Genomic DNA, 17,676 nt, shown 5'->3' on the forward strand with positions numbered 1-17,676 from the left:
TCACTCGTCCATGATGTGCTTGAGGCCGGCGCGGAAATAGTCGTAGCCCGTATAGAGCGTCACCAGCGCCGCGATCCACAGCAGCACCAGTCCGGTCTGAGTGGTCAGCGGGAAGATCTTGTCGCCGGCCGGCCCGGCCAAGAGGAACGCTATGGCGACCATCTGGATGGCGGTCTTCCATTTTGCCAGCTGCGTCACCGGTACCGAGACCTTGAGCGCCGCCAGATATTCGCGCAGGCCCGAGACGAGGATTTCGCGGCACAGGATGATGATCGCCGCCCACAGCGACCAGCCGGCGATACCGGCATGGCGATCGGTATCGGCGGCCAGCAGCAGCAGGCAGGTTGCAACCAGCAGCTTGTCGGCGATCGGGTCGAGCATCTTGCCGATGTTGGAGGTCTGCTGCCAGGCGCGCGCCAGGTAGCCGTCCAGATAATCGGTGATCGAGGCGAGCAGGAAGATGATCAGCGCCGACCAACGGGCGAAGTCGCTCGACTTCAGATGTCCTTCGAGAAAAAAGCACAGCACCACCAGCGGCACCGCGACGATGCGGGCGTAGGTGAGCATGTTGGGCAGGTTGAACGCGCGCTTGGCCATATCTGGAAAACTCTTTCTGCCTGCCTACTCAAATCAGAAGCTGTTGTAGGGGGTCAACAGGCCAAAATCGATTGGCCAGACGAAAATAGCATCCTGGCTGTCAGCTCTCATGGAAATGATTGTAGACCAGTTTCGCCACCTGCTCGGAAATACCGTCGACTTTCCTCAAATCCTCGATGGCGGCGCGGCTGACCGCCTTGGCGGTGCCGAAGGCCAACAACAAGGCGCGTTTGCGGCCTGGACCGATACCGCTGATCTCGTCGAGCGGGCTCTTGACCATCTCCTTCTTGCGGCGCGCCCGATGCGAACCGATCGCGAAACGATGGACCTCGTCGCGCAACCGCTGGACGAAATAGAGCACGGGATCGCGGACAGGCAGCGAAAATGAATCCCTGCCTTTGACGAAGAAGCGCTCGCGGCCAGCGTCGCGGTCCTGGCCCTTGGCGATGCCGATGGCAACCACGCGGTCCTCGATGCCGAGATCCGAAAGGATCTTGCGCACCGCGGTCATCTGGCCCTGGCCACCGTCGATCAGGATGACATCGGGCCAGGCCGGGAAGCTGCCGGAGATATCATCCTCCTTATCGTCTGCCGAACCATCAACTGTATCCCCAGCCGGGACATCGCCATGCTCCTTGAGCAACCGCGAAAAACGTCGCTCCATCACCTCGCGCATCATGCCGAAATCGTCGCCCGGCGTGATCTCGGTCGAGCGGATGTTGAATTTCCGGTACTGGTTCTTCACAAAACCTTCCGGCCCGGCGACGACCATGGCGCCAACGGCATTGGTGCCCATGATGTGCGAATTGTCGTAGACCTCGATGCGCACTGGCGGCTTCGGCAGGCCGAATGTCTCGGCGAAACCGGCCAACAGGCGTCCCTGGGTGGAGGTTTCAGCCAGCCGGCGTCCGAGCGCCTCGCGGGCATTCTGCAGGGCGTTGTCGGTCAGGTCCTTCTTCTCGCCACGCTGCGGCACGGAGATCGCGACCTTGCGGCCGGCGCGGGTGGAGAGCGCCTCGGCCAGCAGTTCCTGATCCTCGACGCCATGCGACAGAAGAATGTTCCGCGGCGTCGGCTTGTCGTCATAGAACTGCGCCAGGAACGAACCCAACACCTCGGCTGCTTCCAACGCCGGATCGGCCTTGGGGAAATAGGCGCGGTTGCCCCAGTTCTGGCCGGTGCGGAAGAAGAACACCTGGATGCAGACCTGGCCGCCTTCCTGATGGATGGCGAAGACATCGGCTTCGTCGACGGTCGCCGGATTGATGCCCTGATGGCTCTGCACATGCGACAGGGCCGCAAGTCGATCGCGATAGATCGCGGCGCGCTCGAAATCGAGAGCTTCCGACGCCTGCTGCATGGCGGCCGAGATTTCCGTCTTCACCTTCTGGCTGCGGCCGGACAAGAAGTCCTTCGCCTCGCCGACCAGTTCCGCATAGTCCTGATGCGAGACCTCGCCGGTGCAGGGACCAGCGCAGCGCTTGATCTGATAAAGCAGGCATGGCCGCGTGCGGTTCTCGTAGAACGAGTTGGTGCAACTCCTGAGCAGGAAGGCGCGCTGCAGGGAGTTGATGGTACGGCCAACGGCACCGGCCGAGGCAAAGGGGCCGAAATAATCGCCTTTGCGCGAGCGCGCGCCGCGATGCTTGTAGATGCCCGGCGAGACATGGTCGCCAGTCAAGAGAATGTAGGGAAACGACTTGTCGTCGCGCATCAGGACGTTGAATCGCGGCCGCAAGCGCTTGATAAGGTTGGCTTCGAGCAGAAGCGCTTCGATCTCGGTGCGGGTGACGACGAACTCCATCGTCGACGTCTCACGCACCATGCGGCCGATGCGGGTGGTGTGGAAGCGGCCTTGCGCATAGTTGGTGACGCGCTTCTTCAGGCTGCGCGCCTTGCCGACATAGAGCACATCGCCGGCAGCGTTCATCATGCGGTAGACGCCGGGCGCGTTGGGAAGCCGCTTGACCAGCGTCTGGATCACCTCGGCGCCGATCATGCCTTCCGCGTCGCCGGCATGCGGCGTCCAGTCGATGGCGGTGAAGGCGACATCGGGACCGATGGTTTCAACGATCTCCTCGACCGCCTCGTCCTCGAGGTCGATACCGGGGGGCAGATCGTCGGCGCCGCCGCGCGGCTTGCTTTTGTGGTCTACAGGACTCATTCCGTCATGCCTGTCACATCGGGCGTCTGCCACGCAAGATGCTGGCCGCCATCAAGCGCGATCATCTGGCCGGTGACCGAGCGCGCTTCCCAGAGATAGCGGATTGTGGCGCCGAATTCCGGCAATTCCGGGCCGCGCTTGAGCACCAGGCCATCCACCTGTGCGGCAAAATCGCTGTCGTCCTGGCGCGCGTTCTTCAGTGTCGGCCCCGGGCCGATGGCATTGACTCGGATGCTGGGGCCGAGCGCTTGCGCCATCATCTGGGTGGCCGTCCACAGCGTCGATTTGGACAGTGCATAGGAGAAGTAGCGCGGCGTCGGCCGCCAGACGCGCTGATCGATCATGTTGACGATCAGGCCCTCCTGCCCTGCCGGCAACGCCCGGGCGAAATTCTGCGCCAAGAGCGCGGGCGCTTTCACATGGACGGCGAAGTGCCGGTCCCAGGCCCGCCAGCCGAAATCCAGAACCGAATCGTCCTCGAACAGCGACGCATTGTTGACCAGCAGCGGGATAGGTCCGAGCGCTGCTTGCGCCTGGCCGACGAGATCGCCAACGGCGTCCATATCGGTCAGGTCGGCGGCGACCACGGCGGCACGGCCACCTCCGGCGATGATTTCGGCAGCCAACACATCGGCCTCGGTGCGCGAGCGGTTGCAATGGATGGCGACGGCAAAACCGTGTGCGGCAAGATCCTCGACGATCGCCCTGCCGATCCGCCTGGCCCCGCCCGTCACCAGCGCCGTGACAGTGGCTTTGCTCATATGGTGTCAATCCTCAATTTCGGCCCGAAAAAGCGGTGCCGGCGAAATATGGCCCGGCATGCGTTAAATGGTGTTCGCACCTTGGGCAGCATTGTGGCGAAACGGCCGTTTGGACATCCCGGCCCGCCCTGGACTCGGGCGCGCCCGACCGCAATATAGGGTGCTGGAGTCCTTGCACCAAGCGGTGTGCAGCGCCGCACGGGATGGTTCCTGCCATTTCGCTGTTGCGAAGATGCAACGTCAAGGTTCTGCCTCATTCGTGCCGGGGAATGACCCAAGTTCAGGTTCGCTTCAGCCGCATTTTGACACGACATTTGGAACCGACGAACGCCAGATCCGTTTCACCCCCCGGACGGGTAGATGGCGATCGTGAGAAACAAGCCTGTGTCCTGTGGCTTAAGGAGTAAAGAACAATGCAAGCCAATCTCAAATTCGCACGGCCGCTGGCCGTTGCGCTTGGGCTCTTCGCCCTCAGCGGAACTGCCTATGCTGCTGACGTGGTTTCGGAAGAGCCGCCGGCACCTGCGCCGATCGCTGAACTTCCGGTCGCTTCGTGGGCCGGCCCCTACGCCGGTCTCAACGTCGGCTATGGCTTCAGCGGCCGGACCAAGGAAAAGGATTTCGACGTTGAAACCGATACCAAGGGTTTCGTCGGCAGTGTCTTCGGCGGCTATCAGTGGCAGCAGGAGAACTTCGTCTACGGCGCTGAAGCCGAACTCGGCTACAACGGCGTCAAGGGCGACGACAACGGCATCGACTCCAAGGCCGGCTTTGAAGGTTCGCTGCGTGCCCGTCTCGGCTACGCGGTCAGCCCAGAAATCCTGCTCTATGGCACCGGCGGTCTCGCCGGCAGAAGCCTGAAGGTGGAAGACACCGTCCTTGGGGCCAGCGATCGCGCAACGATGCTCGGCTGGACCGCCGGTGTTGGCACCGACATCAAGTTGACCGACAATGTCTTCGGCCGCGTCGAGTATCGTTACACCGACTTCGGCAGCAAGAGCTTCGATGGTATCGGCAAGGTCAAGGCCACCGACAACCGCGTCACCTTCGGCGTCGGTATGAAGTTCTAAGTCGTTCAAGCCACGACACGAAAAGCCGGGCCTCGCGCCCGGCTTTTTTGTGTCTGAGTGATTTTCCCCGGTGATCGACTGATCACCGGGAAATCAATTCCGGGTAATCGGCTATCAACCGGAAATGCAGGGCCTCAGCTCTGGAAACTTCTCGTCGAAGCGCGCAGCCCACCGTGTCAGCCGGGCACGACCCTTCTCCCATTTTCCGGCAAAGCGCAGCGAGAGATAGCCAAGGCAGGCGCGCAGCGCCATCTGGCCGGCGGTGATCTTCTTCGGCAGCTTCGGCGGGTTGGCGTTGAGCAGATCGAGTGCCGCCGTGATCTTCGCCCACTGGCGATCGAGCCAAGGCTGATAGACCATCTCCTCGGGCCGCGTGCGCCGTTCATAGACCATCGACAGCGCGCAGTCGCAAATGCCGTCGGCCAATGCCTCCAGCACTTCCGCCTCGAGCCGCTTGTCGGGATTGCGTGGAAAAAGCGCGCTCTTCGACAAACGGTTGAGATGCTGGGTGATGGCGCGACTGTCATGGATGGAGCGACCGTCGTCGAGCACCAGAACCGGGATCTTGCCGAGCGGGTTGGCGATCATCAAGTCGGCCGGCTTCTCCTCGGTCTTGATCGGCACCAGATCGACAGCGATGCCGGCATAGGCTGCTGCCATTCGTACCTTGGAACTGTAGGGAGAAGACGACGCATAGAGCAGTCTGGGCATGATCGGTTTCCCTGTTTTGCAGGCCGGCACTGTTGACCGATCAGGCGCGATCGAGCAATGGCCAGAAGCGGAAAATCCAGCCGCCAGCGAGCGGCGCATCGGCCAGGGCCGTTTAGCGAGCGCTCCATGACGACGGCGCTTCATCACCATGGTCGCCGGAATCGCAGGGATCGCTCAGCCGACAGGCAAGACCGAAGAGCCTCGCGCCGATATTTCATCACCCGCATGAATGACACAAAAAAAGCCCCACCGGACTTCGCCCTGTGGCGAAGTCCTGGGAGCTGCGAAAAGATATCCTCCGTCCGCCTCTGTTCTCGCCTTCCGAATGCCGCCCTTGACTGTTTCGGCACCGCCCCGGCGAGGGAAGACGCGACTACTTCTTGCCGGCCTTCGCGGGCGCTGCCTTCGGCTTGGCCGCAGGTGCCGCTTTCTTCACCGGTGCTGAAGATTTCGCTGCCGCAGCCTTCTTTGCCGGAGCAGCCTTTGCAGCCGGCTTCTTGGCAGGTGCAGCCTTGGCAGCCGGTTTCTTGGCAGGTGCTGCCTTCTTCGCTGCGGGTTTCGCCGCGGCTTTCGCTGCAGGCTTCTTGGCCGGTGCCGCCTTCGCAGCCGGCTTTGCCGCTGCCTTGGCGGGTGCTGCCTTCTTCACTGCCGGTTTCGCAGCAGCTTTCGCTGCCGGCTTCTTGGCCGGTGCTGCTTTTGCCTTGGCCGCCGCGGCCTTCGGCTTGGCAGCGGGTGCTGCTTTCTTCACTGCAGCTGCGACCTTTGCCGTCGCTGCTTTTGCGGGTGCTTTCTTTGCCGGTGCCTTGGACGCCGGCGCTTTGGATGACTGCTTAGCCATGCGATGCCCCTTCCTTTGTGCCGACGGCCGTAATGACCCGGCACGCTCATGCATATCTGACTCGCGGCTTGCTAGCCAGCGAAGCAATAGACTGATTTTCGCAGCTTAAATTTCGGTTACGATCGGCACATGATCGTGCTGATCGTCGCAGAAATTTACTGCTGATCTTCGACCAATGGCTAGAATGTGCCATCGACATTCTTCACACTCCGCTGGACCGCTCCTCTCGTGAAGCTCCGAAGATCAGCGAGCAGCTTTGGGTGTCGATCGTCGGCGCCGATATCATGACCGCCGCCTCATCGGTGCGATCATCTCGTGCAGGCGCACGATCTATACTGCAATGCGACAGCCGGTCGATGCATCGTCTTGTCAAGCACGATCGCAGATCGGCTTGCTCGTGAATTGACAGACAACTCTACATGACAGAGTATTCTGCACAGCATGCGGGAGCACTTCAATGTCGATCGCACAGGAGCAAGCGGCGCTGCCGCCGTTCCAGGTTGCAAAGACGGTCCGCCGCGGCGGCAGCATGGTTGTCCGTGGCCTCCGGCTTGGCTGCGCCGGAGCCAATCGATGAGTGCCGACGAAATCATCCACCAGAGCACTCGGCTCAGGATCATGGCCGCGCTGAGCATGCTGGAAAGGCGTCAAACGCTGGACTTCACCGGGCTGAAGGCCATCGTGGACGTCACCGACGGCAATCTCGGTGCGCATCTCGATACGCTGGCCAGGGCCTGTTATGTCGACATCGAAAAGCTGTTCGTCGGCCGCCGGCCGCAGACGCGCGTCAGGGCGACGACGAGTGGACGGCGCGCGTTCCGCAGCCACGCCGCATTCCTTCGCAAGATCCTCGACCAGGCCGAGGCGGCGCCGCGCAGGAAATAGCGTGGTGACCGGGCAATCCTGCGCGATCCGCATTTCCGTCACGGCTGATAGCCGAGGCAGATGGCGCCGAGCGCGACGATAGCGCAGGCGCCGACCCGCCGCGGCGTCAGCACCTCGCCGAGGAACAGGCGTCCGATGAAGGCCGCGAAGACGACGCTGGTTTCGCGGATCGCGGTGATCGGACCTGCTGGTCCGAGCGCGAAGGCCGCGACCACGACGCCATAGGCCAGAAGTGCAAACAGGCCTCCGCCCAGCGCCTTCCAGGTTTCAGACGCGCGCAGGTCGACAATGAGCCGGCCACGGCAGGCGACGAAGGCCGCCGGCAGCAACGCGCCGTAGATCAGCAGGACCCATGCGGTGTAGGCGCCGGCATTTCCCGCCGCCCGAACGCCGAGCGCATCGACCGTCGCATAGGCGGCGATGATCGCTCCCGTTGCCAATGCATAGAATATCGATGTCGCGGCGGCCCTGCCCCGTCCGAGTGAAAGGCCCATGATGCCGCCAGCGACCAGCGCGACGCCGACGGTCTGCGGCAGAGTGAGCTGCTGGTTGGCCAGGAAGAACCCGCCGAGCGTAACAAGCAGCGGCACGCTGCCGCGAACGATCGGATAGACCTGCCCCAGTTCGCCATATCTGTAGGCGGCCACCAGAAACAAGCTGTAGCCGACCTGCAGGCAGGCCGAGAGCACGATATAGGACCAGGCCGGCGCGGCCGGAAGGGCGTGGAAGAAGGCGAAGGGGATGGCGAGCGCCGTACTGGAAAAGCTCATGACGGTGACGGTCCACAGCCTGTCGGCCCCCGTGCGCAGGAACGCGTTCCAGCTTGCGTGCAGGATCGCCGCAAACAATGCGAGCCCGATGACCAGCGGGCTCATTGCGGCCTGCGCGAAGCAGCGACGATGCCCATGGCCGCCTTGCGGGCGTCGCGAATGGCGGCGTCGGTTTGCCCCATCTGCGCCAGCAAGGTCGCACCTTCGATCAGCATAAGCAGCGTCGCCGCCACGCTCTCGGCGCGGCCGCGCGGCATCATCTCTTCGAGGATAGACTGCATGCGCCGCTTGAGGCCGTTCTTCTGCCTGACAACGGCCTTGAAAACCGGATGCCCGGGATCGCCGTACTCGGCCAGCGCATGTGCGAACAGACAGCCGTGGAAATCCGGGCTGCGGAACCAGCGTGCATGCCAGTCGAAAATTCTTCCGATTTTCTGTTCCGGCGGAATGCCCTCTTGGGTGAGCCGGTCGAGCTGGCGGTCGAAACGCATAGCGCGATAGTCGAGCACCTCGACGATCAGTTCGTCCTTGCTGGGAAAGTGGCGATACATCGTCATCTTGGCCACATCCGCTTCGGCGATAATCCGGTCGATACCGGTGGCATGGAAGCCGGCGCGCTTGAACAGCACGTAGGCCGTTTCAACGACGTGCTGGCGCTTGCCGGAAGCGGACGATGGCGTCATCGAGACTACCTAGTATTGAGACAGGTCTGTCTCAGACCTATGCGACGGATCGCACCTGCTGTCAACGCGGCACGAAAAACGCCTGCAGCCGATCAAGCCACAGGCGCGAAAGAGATTGGAAGGGGAGACCGGGTTTAGCGCAGAATGCGGCAGCGGCCGTTGTAGACCATCCAGCGGTCGAAGCCCGAGACGCAAAATTCGACATTGTCGCCGATCGAGGCAAAGCCCTGGCCTTCCTCGATCAGGTACCAGATGGTGCGATCGCGGCCGTCGGACAGACTGACGGTGGCGCCGCAATAACGGCGACCGATCGGCCAGGTATCGTTGGCCGCCAGATAGCGATGCTGGTGAATACGCCGGAAATCGGTGATCTGCACATCAGGCAGATGCGGAACGTGATGCACCTGGTAAGAGAAGCGGCTGGTGATCTTGTTCAGCACCCAGGCTTCGCCACAGACACCGCTGTCCTCATCGGAATAGACAGTAAGATCGGCCGCCTGCACGACCTTGGTGACGCCGAGAGGCGCGGCAAGCGGGGTGCAGAGCGAAATCAGGGCGGCAAGAGCGGATTTGGCGAAGCGAGTCATGGCAGCCTCTCAAGGTCGATTGCGCGCACTGTGCGGATTCGCTCGGCGGCGGTCAAGCGGTTGCGTTGACAATGGTTTCCCAGTTTGAAACTGCTTTTTGACCAAAGCCGGCACCGGAATGGCTCTGGCACGTTCATGTCCGGACCAAAAGAGCGCAGTCCCCGGGTCGTCGATGGGCCCGCCTCAAGCCTGCTCGCCGGCCAGCCATTCCAGCGACCAGTGCGCCGGCCGCCCCACCACAAGCAGCCTGTGCAGGGCCGGCAGCAGCGTCCGCAGCTCGCCCTCCAGCGTGAACGGCGGGTTGACCACCAGCAGACCGCTGCCGTCGAGGCTGGGTTCCGAAGAGGCCGGCCTGATCTCGAATTCGATGTCGAGCAGCTTCGGAATGCCGGATTGCTTCAGCGCCTTGCGGAAGGCGATGATCGCCTTGCGGTCCTTGATCGGATACCAGAGCGCGTAGATGCCGCCGGGCCACCGCTTGTGCGCCCTTATAAGCCCGTCGACAAGGCGTTCGAACTCACCCGCTTCCTCGAATGGCGGATCGATGAGGACAAGGCCGCGCTTTTCCTTCGGCGGCAGATGGGCGCCGAGCGCCAGCCAGCCATCGAGTTCGATGATCCGGGCCTGGAAATCGCCGGCAAAGAACGTCCTCAGCCTCGCGGCATCCTTGGGGTGCAGCTCGATCGCCGTCAGCCGATCCTGCTTGCGCATGAGATGGCGCGCAATCAACGGCGAGCCCGGGTACTTCTGGATGCCACCCTCGGGGTTGAGCGACCGTATTGTCTCCAGATAAGGCGCGAGCAGCACCGCCACCGGCGCGGCAAACGAGGCATCGATCAGCCTGCCGATGCCGCCTTGCCATTCACCCGTCTTCTGCGCCTCGACGGACGACAGGTCGTAGCGGCCAATGCCGGCATGGGTGTCGACGACCCGAAACGCCTTATCCTTCTGCTTCAGATACTCGAGCAAGCGTGTCAGCACGACATGCTTGACGACGTCAGCGAAATTCCCGGCATGATAGGCGTGGCGGTAGTTCATTGTTTTGTGCCGTTATGCATGTCGTTGTCCCAAAACCGCTGCACACTTTTGGGCGACATGTATCAGCCCCTGCCCCAACGCGGCGGTGGCGGCTGCGAGTTCGGATTTTCCGGCCGGCCGCCACGAGTGCGCAAAGTCAGCAAGAATCCGATCAGGCCGATCGCCATCAGCGCGAAGCCGACCGGCCGTGCACGGCTGTCGATCTCGCCGGCGCCGGAACGCAAGATGAGATCGACCGCCCGCATCGGTATGTCGTCGGCATCACCCGGTCCAACGGTGAAGGTATAGGGGCCTGGGCTGACGGTCGCGATCACACCGGCCTCGTCGCGAAAGATCTTGTCGGGCAGTTGCGGGCTAGCCTGGCGAGGATTGTCGGAATGGTTGAACTGCAGCGTCGAGGCGAGCACCGTGCGGCCATTGCTTGCGGCGGTCAGCGTCAGCACGGTGCGCTGCTGAGAGACGATGCGCTCGGCTCTTGCGGTCAGGTCGACCAGCACCCTCACCGGCGCGTCGCGGCCGGAGAGCGGCACCGTCAGCGGCTTGAAGCGGCCCTGCTCATAGACCCGCCAGGTGCCGATCTCATGGCCGGAGAAGTTGCTCATCGCCCAGGGATAGACGACACCGATGCCGGCGCCGGCGAGCAGGATCAGGACAAACAGAAAGCGCATTCACATCACCACATTCCATCGTGACCTTGCCAATAGCGCCCCGACGATCAAAAGGCGATGGCCAGCCGAGTCGCCACCCCAGGTGATCGAGCCAGACGTGCGCAAGCACAACCTGGTGGCGGCGTCTTTGCGCAACAATGCGGGTTCTACCTATGCGCTTAAAATTCGTTGCCGAAATGACCGCTCCTCCACTATGAAATGAACACGCGCATGCGCTTTTCGGCGAAATGGGCCATCGGCGCGCCTTGCGAACCAGAGGCCTTGATGCGCAAAGATCATGAACAGCGGCATCAAAAGAGGATGAAATCAAAATTCGTCCTTGTGAATGAATTTGCTGCCAAGTCTTTAGCCCTTGCCCTTCTTCCAACTATAGCCAGCTGCGGCGTGCCTACGATAGGTCAAGCCCTGTGGTATGAGTATTCGCACCCTGGAATTTACATTTGCACTCCGAGCGGTTTTGGGCAGCAATCTCATTGCTATCTGAAATTTTCCCGTCGCTCGGATCCTTAAATTTCACATTTCGGCTGAATACAGCCCGCCTCGCTCTGAATTGAGCAACCTCTCATTCATGGCGATCTTGGCTGCCAAGCGCTGATTCGACATGACGAACAGCTTGTGGCGCGATTGCCAGCGGCCGGACCCAATACCCTGATTCAAAATGAGGAACTGCCCTGGACATCTCTTGGTTCAGCTTCGAGGCTGATGCCGGCCGATGATTAACCATTCGCAAATAGATATGGTTAAGAAATCTCTAATTTAGTTGACTATGATTTCCACAGGTATATTTTCGATGCGTTGGGATGTGCAATTTGGGCGAGCAATCGACGATGGTGACACCGAGCGTGTAATCGCGATTTCGGGGCGCAGAGAATGCTGAGCGGCAGCACGGAGGTTGTGTAGTCGCACCAGCTTCGCGAAAGCCAAAGAACAATTGACGCACATCAGTGATGGCGGTTCCGCAGATGCGGAGGTTTGCCACGTTCTGAGGAACGTGGCCGGGCGATGCTTTGTCCCGGCCCGGCGGTAGCGTGTGCGGTGCGTATGAGGAAAGCATGAGTAAGCTTGTCAAGGTTCTGAAACTGGAATCCGGCAGCCAAAGGGGCGCCAACCAAAGCCGACGGCGCGCCCTTGTCGCCGGAGGAGCGGGATTTTTAGGATCGCATCTGTGCGAACGTCTTTTGCGGGACGGATACGACGTTGTCGCGCTGGACAATTTCCACACCGGCAAAAGATACAATCTCAATACCCTTCTGCGTAATCCGAGCTTCGGCTGCATCGAGCACGACATCGTCGATGCACTGCCTTGCGATCTTCAATGCGACGAGATCTACAATCTCGCCTGCCCCGCCTCTCCGCCGCACTATCAGGCAGATCCGATCCACACCTTCAAGACAAGCGTGCTTGGATCGCTGAACCTTCTGGAACTCGCGCGACAGAACAAGGCCAAGATATTCCAGGCCTCCACGTCCGAAGTCTATGGCGATCCCTTCGTGCATCCACAGCCCGAGAGCTACTTCGGCAACGTCAACACGCACGGACCGCGCTCCTGCTACGATGAAGGCAAGCGCTCGGCCGAAACCCTGTTCTTCGATTATTCGAGAACCTATGGCCTCGATATCCGTGTCGCCCGTATTTTCAACACCTACGGTCGCCGCATGCAGCCCGACGATGGGCGTGTGGTTTCGAACTTCATCGTCCAGGCGCTGCGCGGCGAGGACTTGACCGTCTATGGCAGCGGCCAGCAGACGCGCTCCTTCTGCTATGCCGACGATCTGATCGAGGGCTTTATCCGGCTGATGAACGCGCCGAGCGCGCCCGCCCACCCGGTCAATCTCGGCAACCCTGCCGAATTCACCATCATGGAACTGGCGACGCTGGTCGTCGATTACACCAACGCCCGATCGAAGATCGTGCATCGGCCGCTGCCCGTCGACGATCCCAAGCAGCGCAAGCCGGACATCTCCTTTGCCAAGGCCAATCTCGGCTGGGAGCCGAAAATCAGCTTGAGCCAGGGGCTCGCGCGTACCGTCGAGTATTTTGATGCCCTGCTTTACGGAAGTCACATCGCCAGAGGAGCTGCCGCTTCATGAGCCGGCCGGCGGTCCTGGTGACGGGTGGAGCCGGTTTCATCGGCAGTCACACCTGCAAGCAGCTGGCGGCCGCCGGCTACATGCCGGTGGTTTTCGACAATCTGAGCCGCGGCAACGAGAGAGCCGTCGCCTGGGGGCCGCTTGTCGTCGGCGATATCCGGGATCAGGATGCACTGCGGCGGGCGATGGAAACGTACCGGCCGACGGCCGTGATCCATTTTGCGGCGCTGGCCTATGTCGGGGAGTCCGTTCGCGAGCCGGCCGAATATTATTCGACCAATGTAACAGGCACCGTCGCGGTGCTCGATGCCGCACGCGCGAGTTCGATCGAAAACATCATCTTCTCCAGCAGTTGTGCGACCTACGGCGTGCCGGAAGCGTTGCCCGTTCGCGAGACCTCCTCGCAAAATCCGATCAGCCCCTACGGGCGCTCCAAGCTGATGGGTGAACAGATCATCGGCGATTATGCATCCGCATATGGAATGAAATTTGCGATCCTGCGCTATTTCAACGCTTGTGGCGCCGATCCAGACGGCGAGCTTGGCGAGTGGCATTCGCCGGAAACCCATCTGGTTCCCAGAGTGCTCATGGCCGCAGCGGGCATCATCGACGAGATCGAGGTTTTCGGCACCGACTACGACACGTCGGACGGCACCTGCGTAAGGGATTATATCCACGTCACCGATCTGGCCCGCGCGCACCTGAAAGCGCTCACGCATCTCGAGGGTGGCGGACGGAGCCTTGCAGTCAATCTCGGCACCGGGCGGGGCGTCTCCATCAAGGAGATCGTCAAGGCGGTCGGCCGAATGACGTCGAGGCCGGTTCCGGCAGTGCTCAGGAGCCGACGCCCTGGGGATCCGGCGGAGCTCTACGCCGATCCGGGAAGCGCACGCGAACATCTTGGCTTTGTGCCGGAGCTTTCAGACATCGACACCATTGTCAGGACGGCCGCTCCCTTTTTCGGACTGAAGACCAAGCCAATGAAACTGCCGCCAGCCAGGGTGGCAGCGTCGGTCGTCGCTCGACGAGTCAGAGATAGCGGGGGTGACAGCTCGCGCGCTGGCCAAATCCGCTAGGGCTGCAGATATAAGGCGAGCCGCCCGAGAACGTGCTGCCATCGCCCGGATTGAACGAGATTTTCACCGGCGCCGGCGTGCTGGCTTTGATCCGTTGCGGTGGTGCAAAGGCGTAGGCACTTTCAGTTGCTATTGTGCTTGTCATCTGGATCGGATGGTCGGCACGGAGCGAGCGCACGAGAAATGTGGCCTGCACGGGCTGGACCGCGGGCTGACTGCGGACCGGGTGGACTATGGGCCTGATAAGGACCGAACCGGTTTCAGTTGCGTCCATACCTTGACAACCTGCAACCATAGAGCTCAGCGCCACGGCCGCGGCAATAGACAGGACTTTTTTGCTTGAGCGAAATACGCTCGCGGAATTTCTCATCTTCTGTCCCTTGCTATCAAGTATAAGCCAAGGGCGCGTTGCGACATACTATACTTGGGCCGCTTTCACGCCGCATGAGTGACCACTCGCACATCACACATTATATTAGATATCACTAATTATTAAATTTCATCAAAACCGTATGGCAGGCCATCGTCTTGTCGTTTGGGTGATGCAATTGAATGCGACTAGATGCGATCGGCGCGCCGACCGCGCCTGCCGAGCCGCTTAAGGCTTAACCATAGGCGATTCGCGGGTTCCGCGACAGGCGCACGGCAAGAACAGCCAGGCCATCTCAGCGTGGCTGGAAGCATGGCCTACTTCTTGGCATCGACCAGCTTGCGGGTCTCTTCGAACTGCGCGCCCTTGGTGTCGCCTGCTTCGAATTTCTTGTATTCGTCGGAAGGATCCTCGGGAGATCGCTTGAAACCGTACCATTCCCCGTCCGGATCCTTGCGTTGCTCGATGTTGCGGCCCTGAATGCGATGGCTGTAGCAGGTGCGGTGCGGCTCGCCGGTGTAGCTCTTAGATCGCCAGGCGAGCTCCATGCACATCTTGCCGTCCTTGGTCACCAGCCATCTGCCCTCCGCGACGGTTGCCGTGTCCTGCCCGGACGTCCAGGCCCTGAGGTGTCGATTGTCCCGCGCGAAATAAGCTGCTCCGTCCTTCCATATCCATGTGCGGCCGGCATACAGAAGCTGTAGTTCGTAAGCAGTCGGAACAGCGGCGGTAACGGGTTCCGCGGTGCTTTTGTCGTTGGCGGCGGCCGCTTGCGCCGCTCCCGAAACAGCCACCTGACCGCAGAGAGCCAGGAGCAGCACAAGTTGCTTGAAACTTGCACACCGGCGAGGCCCCTTGCGATGCCGATGGCCGACATCAAGCGGCAGCGATCTGATCAAAGCTGTCGGCATAGTTGGCACTCGCATGTTTATTCAGTCCAAGGCGGCTGCGTCAGCACTTTGACGGCCACGCGAACCATTTAACCGTCGTGAGAACGGCGGTGTCAACCGCCGCAAAGCATGCGGGCGACAACTATTCGCGACACGCGCATTGTCCATCAAGACGGCAACATCGCGATCGCGCATCGGGCTTGTGGATCCGGACAGCCGGCCCACCTATAGATCAGCAGCCATCGATGAAACCGAGGCCGCTGTCGCGGTTTGGAAAGCAGGCCAAAGCCGGAGGTTCAGCGGCCGCCTGAAGTTGCGGGGATGCGCGCTCGCAAGCCAGGCAATGCGGCCGATCGGAAGGCTTGGGCCGCTACCAATGCCGTGGATTTTGAGATACAGCACGCCGCGGCCGACGGAATCCGATAGCGCAAGCCTGCGCAGGAATTTTTGAATTGTTGAAACGAGCTGCCTCAATAGTCGCGAGCCTGGCCCTGCTGGCGTGGGTCGTCAGCGACTCGCGCTGGAAGATGGTGGGCGATGCTTTCGCGAGCATCACGCCCGGCGCTTTCGCGGCCGTGGCGCTTGCGCTGTTCGTCACCTACGTGCTGCGCGCGCTGCGCGTCTGCGACGAGTTCCGCGACGAGGTGCATGGCCGTTTCGGTGCCTGCCTGCGGATCATTCTGATCCACAATGCAATGATCAACGTCGTGCCCTTTCGCGGCGGCGAGACGGCCTTTCCCCTGCTCCTGCGCCAGGTCTTCGGCATACCGATCATGCGCGCCAGCGCCTCGCTGCTGTGGTTCAGGCTGCAGGATGCCTTCGTCGTCGGCGTGCTGGCCCTGGCGGTGTGGCCGGGCCTGCATCCGGCGACAAGGATCGCGGGCGTGGCTGCGGTGATCGGTGCCGCCTGGTATCTGCCGCGCTGGGCGCGTGCGCCGCATGACTGGGCAGGCCGCGGCAAGATCGTGGCGAAACTCGGCAGGCTGCGCGATGTCTTCACCGAGGCGACCGGCCGATCGCGCTATGGCTGGTGGTGGACGATCGCCAATTGGTCGCTGAAGCTCACTGTACAGGGATGGTTGCTGGCAATGCTGCTGGGGACATCCTTTTCGACCGCCTTTCCAGGCGTCGTCGGGGCCGAAGGCGCCGCCATACTGCCGGTGCAAGGCGTCGCCGGCTTCGGCACCTACGAGGCGGGTGCGGCGGCGGCGCTGCTCACCTCCGGCATTGCCATGAAGAGCGGCCTTCAGGCAGCGCTGGCACTGCATCTGTTCATCTTCTGCTCGGCAATCGCCACGGGTGCGATCGCCTGGCTGTTTCCCTCGAAATCGGCGCTGCCGGGGAACCCGGCCGTCGGCCCTGCAAGGAAGCCATCCCTATGAGCGTATTGCCCATCCCTGCTTCGGGACTGCCTGACGGCGCGGTGATGCCGAAGCATACGCTGTCCATCGTCGTGCCCATGTACAACGAGGCTGAAAACGTCGAACCGCTGCTGGCACGGATTCATCAGGCGATGGAACGCTACGGCCAGCCCTGGGAGGTCGTGCTGGTCGATGACGGCAGTACCGACGCGACGGTGAGCGAGATCAGGCGCCTGGCGGCGCATTACGGCCCGCATGTGCATGCGGTCGAGCTGGTGCGCAACTACAAGCAGACCGCCGCGATGCAGGCCGGCATCGACGCGGCGCGCGGCGACGTCATCGCCACGATCGACGGCGACCTGCAAAATGATCCCTACGACATTCCGCGTATGGTCTACCGCCTTCTAAGCGAGGATCTCGACTTGGTGGTGGGCTGGCGCAAGGATCGCCAGGAAGGGTTTTTCATGCGCAGGCTGCCCTCGCGCATTGCCAACGCGCTGATCGCGCGCGTCACCGGCGTGCGCCTCAAGGACTATGGCTGCAGCCTGAAGGTCTATCGCGGCAACGTCATCCGCAGCGTCAAGCTCTATGGCGAGATGCACCGCTTCATCCCGGCATGGCTGGCCACGGTGACGACACCCAGACGCATCGCGCAGGAGGTGGTGACGCACCATGCCCGCATCCACGGCCAGTCCAAATACGGCATTTCGCGCACCTTCAGGGTCGTGCTCGATCTGGTGTTCATGTATTTCTTCATGCGCTATCGCACACGGCCCGGGCACTTCTTCGGCGGCATCGGCATCGTGCTTGGCGCGCTGGGTTCGCTGATCCTTGCCTACCTGCTTTGCCTGAAGCTGCTTTTCGCCGAGGACATCGGAACACGCCCGATGCTGTTCACCGGCTTCTTCCTGCTCATCGCCGGGGTGCAGATGGTGACGTCGGGCGTGCTGGCTGAAATGCTGGCACGGGTCTATCACGAAGCGAATGGAGCATCGGCCTATGTCGCGCGGCCACAGCCGGCGTCCAGTGACAATGACGGCTGGCTCCGCCCGGGCCGGCCATCATGATCTGACCACGTCTGCCAGCGGCTTCCGAATAGCGGTCGGAGGGCAAGAGG

General features: G+C 61.7%; 18 protein-coding genes. 7 read left to right on the forward strand and 11 right to left on the reverse strand.

Annotated features, from left to right (window positions below; all coding sequences use genetic code 11):
* The 3 genes from pgsA to EOA13_RS01885 form a co-directional block, all read right to left on the reverse strand.
* Window positions 1–597, reverse strand: coding sequence for a CDP-diacylglycerol--glycerol-3-phosphate 3-phosphatidyltransferase (pgsA, locus tag EOA13_RS01875; protein ID WP_023673449.1), 597 nt, complete (start codon window positions 595–597; stop codon window positions 1–3).
* Window positions 598–697: 100 nt separating this feature from the next.
* Window positions 698–2,761, reverse strand: coding sequence for an excinuclease ABC subunit UvrC (uvrC, locus tag EOA13_RS01880; RefSeq protein WP_127289204.1), 2,064 nt, complete (start codon window positions 2,759–2,761; stop codon window positions 698–700).
* Window positions 2,758–3,522: an SDR family oxidoreductase gene (locus EOA13_RS01885; protein ID WP_127289206.1), complete on the reverse strand. Its 765-nt coding sequence runs from the start codon at window positions 3,520–3,522 to the stop codon at window positions 2,758–2,760. The genes uvrC and EOA13_RS01885 overlap by 4 nt, the downstream gene beginning before the upstream one ends.
* Window positions 3,523–3,935: 413 nt before the next feature.
* Here EOA13_RS01885 and EOA13_RS01890 point away from each other — a divergent pair, with 413 nt between their 5' ends.
* On the forward strand, window positions 3,936–4,592 hold the full coding sequence (locus tag EOA13_RS01890; protein WP_023812630.1) for an outer membrane protein: 657 nt from the start codon (window positions 3,936–3,938) through the stop codon (window positions 4,590–4,592).
* Window positions 4,593–4,706: 114 nt separating this feature from the next.
* Here EOA13_RS01890 and EOA13_RS01895 read toward each other — a convergent pair whose 3' ends face one another.
* Entirely contained in the window at window positions 4,707–5,303 is a 597-nt protein-coding gene (locus EOA13_RS01895) for a glutathione S-transferase family protein (RefSeq protein ID WP_127289208.1), read from the reverse strand.
* Between EOA13_RS01895 and EOA13_RS39315 the strand changes: the two genes are divergently transcribed.
* Window positions 5,302–5,433 (forward strand): hypothetical protein, encoded by a 132-nt coding sequence (locus EOA13_RS39315; RefSeq protein WP_281040856.1) that lies wholly within the window; start codon window positions 5,302–5,304, stop codon window positions 5,431–5,433. The two genes, EOA13_RS01895 and EOA13_RS39315, sit on opposite strands and share 2 nt — an antisense overlap.
* A 243-nt stretch (window positions 5,434–5,676) precedes the next feature.
* Here the strand turns inward: EOA13_RS39315 and EOA13_RS01900 are convergent, their stop codons facing one another.
* The gene (locus tag EOA13_RS01900) at window positions 5,677–6,141 is read right to left on the reverse strand and encodes a hypothetical protein (RefSeq protein ID WP_024504297.1); all 465 of its coding nucleotides are present in this window, start codon (window positions 6,139–6,141) and stop codon (window positions 5,677–5,679) included.
* 573 nt (window positions 6,142–6,714) lie between these two features.
* Here EOA13_RS01900 and EOA13_RS01910 point away from each other — a divergent pair.
* Window positions 6,715–7,026 carry a transcriptional regulator gene (locus EOA13_RS01910; protein ID WP_127289212.1) on the forward strand — a complete coding sequence of 104 codons (312 nt, stop codon included), beginning with the start codon at window positions 6,715–6,717 and terminating at the stop codon, window positions 7,024–7,026.
* A 38-nt stretch (window positions 7,027–7,064) separates the two neighbouring features.
* Here EOA13_RS01910 and EOA13_RS01915 read toward each other — a convergent pair whose 3' ends face one another.
* From EOA13_RS01915 to EOA13_RS01935, 5 genes are all read right to left on the reverse strand, one after another.
* Complete coding sequence (locus EOA13_RS01915; protein WP_127289214.1) at window positions 7,065–7,901, reverse strand: DMT family transporter; 837 nt, start codon at window positions 7,899–7,901, stop codon at window positions 7,065–7,067.
* A complete protein-coding gene (locus EOA13_RS01920) occupies window positions 7,898–8,479 on the reverse strand; it encodes a TetR/AcrR family transcriptional regulator (RefSeq protein ID WP_127289216.1) in 582 nt (193 codons plus the stop codon). The genes EOA13_RS01915 and EOA13_RS01920 overlap by 4 nt, the downstream gene beginning before the upstream one ends.
* Before the next feature lie 134 nt (window positions 8,480–8,613).
* Window positions 8,614–9,066 carry a hypothetical protein gene (locus EOA13_RS01925; RefSeq protein WP_127289218.1) on the reverse strand — a complete coding sequence of 151 codons (453 nt, stop codon included), beginning with the start codon at window positions 9,064–9,066 and terminating at the stop codon, window positions 8,614–8,616.
* Window positions 9,067–9,249: 183 nt separating this feature from the next.
* Complete coding sequence (locus EOA13_RS01930) at window positions 9,250–10,104, reverse strand: 23S rRNA (adenine(2030)-N(6))-methyltransferase RlmJ (protein WP_127289219.1); 855 nt, start codon at window positions 10,102–10,104, stop codon at window positions 9,250–9,252.
* Between the two features lie 62 nt (window positions 10,105–10,166).
* Window positions 10,167–10,772 (reverse strand): hypothetical protein, encoded by a 606-nt coding sequence (locus EOA13_RS01935; protein ID WP_127289220.1) that lies wholly within the window; start codon window positions 10,770–10,772, stop codon window positions 10,167–10,169.
* 1,052 nt (window positions 10,773–11,824) lie between these two features.
* Here EOA13_RS01935 and EOA13_RS01940 point away from each other — a divergent pair.
* Complete coding sequence (locus EOA13_RS01940) at window positions 11,825–12,862, forward strand: UDP-glucuronic acid decarboxylase family protein (protein WP_127289221.1); 1,038 nt, start codon at window positions 11,825–11,827, stop codon at window positions 12,860–12,862.
* Window positions 12,859–13,938, forward strand: coding sequence for a UDP-glucose 4-epimerase GalE (galE, locus tag EOA13_RS01945; protein WP_127289223.1), 1,080 nt, complete (start codon window positions 12,859–12,861; stop codon window positions 13,936–13,938). The genes EOA13_RS01940 and galE overlap by 4 nt, the downstream gene beginning before the upstream one ends.
* A gap of 687 nt (window positions 13,939–14,625) precedes the next feature.
* Here the strand turns inward: galE and EOA13_RS01955 are convergent.
* The gene (locus EOA13_RS01955; RefSeq protein WP_164779942.1) at window positions 14,626–15,219 is read right to left on the reverse strand and encodes a DUF995 domain-containing protein; all 594 of its coding nucleotides are present in this window, start codon (window positions 15,217–15,219) and stop codon (window positions 14,626–14,628) included.
* Window positions 15,220–15,650: 431 nt separating this feature from the next.
* Between EOA13_RS01955 and EOA13_RS01960 the strand changes: the two genes are divergently transcribed.
* A complete protein-coding gene (locus EOA13_RS01960; RefSeq protein WP_245490283.1) occupies window positions 15,651–16,580 on the forward strand; it encodes a lysylphosphatidylglycerol synthase domain-containing protein in 930 nt (309 codons plus the stop codon).
* Between the two features lie 44 nt (window positions 16,581–16,624).
* Complete coding sequence (locus EOA13_RS01965) at window positions 16,625–17,626, forward strand: glycosyltransferase family 2 protein (protein WP_245490290.1); 1,002 nt, start codon at window positions 16,625–16,627, stop codon at window positions 17,624–17,626.
* Window positions 17,627–17,676 lie beyond the last annotated feature (50 nt).

Source organism: Mesorhizobium sp. M7A.F.Ca.US.011.01.1.1, assembly GCF_003998295.1.
Classification (GTDB): Bacteria; Pseudomonadota; Alphaproteobacteria; order Rhizobiales; family Rhizobiaceae; genus Mesorhizobium.